Source organism: Streptomyces beihaiensis, assembly GCF_026274175.1.
GTDB classification, from domain to species: domain Bacteria; phylum Actinomycetota; class Actinomycetes; order Streptomycetales; family Streptomycetaceae; genus Streptomyces; species Streptomyces beihaiensis.
Genome location: NZ_JAPHNL010000174.1, coordinates 1 through 2588, shown reverse-complemented (window position 1 = coordinate 2588; position 2588 = coordinate 1). Strand labels below are relative to the sequence as shown.

Genomic DNA, 2588 nt, shown 5'->3' with positions numbered 1-2588 from the left:
ACGCCGGAGCATCTGCGGCTGGTGGTGGAGCGGGTGCGTGGTTTGTCTCCCGTGGTGCGGGAGCCGCGTCCGGAGCCGGGTGCGTCGTCGTTGTATCAGTCGGTGGCGTTTCGGCAGGACACGGCGTACATGGCGATCGGTGAGCGGACGAACGCGAACGGGTCGAGGAAGTTCCGTGAGGCGATGCTGGAGGCGCGTTGGGACGACTGTGTGGAGATGGCGCGCGAGCAGATCCGTGAGGGCGCGCACATGCTGGATCTGTGTGTGGATTATGTCGGCCGTGATGGTGTGGCGGACATGAGGGAGCTGGCGGGGCGTTTCGCCACGGCGTCCACGTTGCCGGTGGTGCTGGACTCGACCGAGGTCGATGTGCTGGAGGCCGGTCTGGAGAAGCTGGGTGGGCGTGCGGTCGTCAACTCGGTCAATTACGAGGACGGGGACGGGCCCGGGTCGCGGTTCGTGAAGGTCGCCCGGCTGGCGCGGGAGCATGGTGCGGCGTTGATCGCGTTGACGATCGATGAGGAGGGGCAGGCGCGCACGGTCGAGCGCAAGGTGGCTGTGGCCGAGCGGCTGATCGCTGATCTGACGGGGAACTGGGGGGTTCGGGAGTCGGACATTTTGATCGACTGTCTGACGTTCACGATCTGTACGGGTCAGGAGGAGTCCCGGGGGGACGGTGTCGCGACGATCGAGGCGATCCGTGAGCTCAAGCGCCGTCACCCGGATGTGCAGACCACGCTCGGTCTGTCGAACATCTCGTTCGGTCTGAACCCGGCCGCGCGTATCGTCTTGAACTCGGTGTTCCTGGACGAGTGTGTGAAGGCGGGTCTGGACTCGGCGATCGTGCACGCGTCGAAGATCTTGCCGATCGCGCGGTTCGACGAGGAGCAGGTCAGCACGGCGTTGGATCTGATCTATGACCGGCGTGGTGAGGGTTATGACCCGTTGCAGAAGCTGATGGGCCTGTTCGAGGGGGCGACGGCGAAGTCGTTGAAGGCGGGCAAGGCCGAGGAGCTGGCGGCGCTGCCGCTGGGGGAGCGGCTCAAGCGGCGGATCATCGACGGGGAGAAGAACGGTCTGGAGGCTGATCTCGACGAGGCGCTGGTCACCCGTCCCGCTCTGGACATCGTCAACGACACGCTTTTGGACGGGATGAAGGTCGTCGGTGAGCTGTTCGGTTCGGGGCAGATGCAGTTGCCGTTCGTGTTGCAGTCCGCCGAGGTGATGAAGAGTGCGGTGGCGTATCTGGAGCCGCACATGGAGAAGTCGGACGCGCAGGGCAAGGGCACGATCGTGCTGGCCACGGTGCGCGGTGACGTCCACGACATCGGTAAGAACCTTGTCGACATCATCTTGTCGAACAATGGCTACAACGTGGTCAACCTGGGCATCAAGCAGCCTGTCTCGGCGATCCTGGAGGCCGCCGCGGAGCACCGGGCGGACGTGATCGGCATGTCGGGACTGCTGGTGAAGTCGACGGTGATCATGAAGGAGAACCTCCAGGAACTCAACCAGCGCGGCCTCGCCGCCGACTACCCCGTCATCCTCGGCGGCGCCGCTCTGACCCGCGCCTACGTCGAACAAGACCTCCACGAGATCTACGACGGCGAAGTCCGCTACGCCCGTGACGCCTTCGAGGGCCTGCGCCTGATGGACGCCCTCATCGCGGTCAAACGCGGCGTGCCGGGCGCGACGCTGCCCGAGCTCAGGCAGCGCAGGGTGCCCAAGAGCGCCGCCCCCGTCCTGGAAGTCGACGAGGAGCGGGGTCCGGCGCGTTCGGACGTGGCGGTGGACAACCCGGTGCCCGAGCCGCCGTTCTGGGGCACGCGGGTGGTCAAGGGGATCCAGCTCAAGGAGTACGCGTCGTGGCTGGACGAGGGTGCCTTGTTCAAGGGGCAGTGGGGGCTGAAGCAGGCGCGGTCCGGGGACGGGCCGACCTACGAGCAGCTGGTCGAGAGGGAGGGGCGGCCGCGGCTGCGTGGCTGGCTGGAGGAGATGCAGACCAGGAACCTGCTGGAAGCGGCCGTGGTCCACGGCTATTTCCCGTGTGTGTCCAAGGGCGACGACCTGATCATCCTGGACGAGCAGGGTCATGAGCGCACTCGTTTCACCTTCCCGCGCCAGCGCCGCGGCCGGCGTCTGTGTCTGGCCGACTTCTTCCGGCCCGAGGAGTCCGGCCAGACCGATGTGGTCGGGTTGCAGGTCGTCACGGTCGGTTCGCGGATCGGTGAGGAGACCGCCAGGCTGTTCGCCGCCGACTCCTACCGTGACTACCTCGAACTGCACGGCCTGTCGGTGCAGCTGGCCGAGGCCCTGGCCGAGTACTGGCACGCGCGTGTCCGCTCCGAGCTGGGCTTTGCCGGTGAGGACCCGGCGGCCATGGAGGACATGTTCGCCCTGAAGTACCGCGGCGCCCGTTTCTCCCTCGGCTACGGCGCCTGCCCCGACCTGGAGGACCGCGCCAAGATCGCGCGGCTGCTCGAACCGGAGCGGATCGGAGTCCACCTCTCCGAGGAGTTCCAGCTCCACCCCGAACAGTCCACCGACGCGATCGTCATCCACCACCCCGAGGCCAAGTACTTCAACGC

Annotated in this window: 1 protein-coding gene; it reads left to right on the top strand. The window is 66.6% G+C overall.

The features are described 5' to 3' along the window. A partial coding sequence (metH, locus tag OFY01_RS16095; protein WP_266600461.1) for a methionine synthase occupies positions 1-2588 on the top strand: 2588 nt, incomplete at both ends.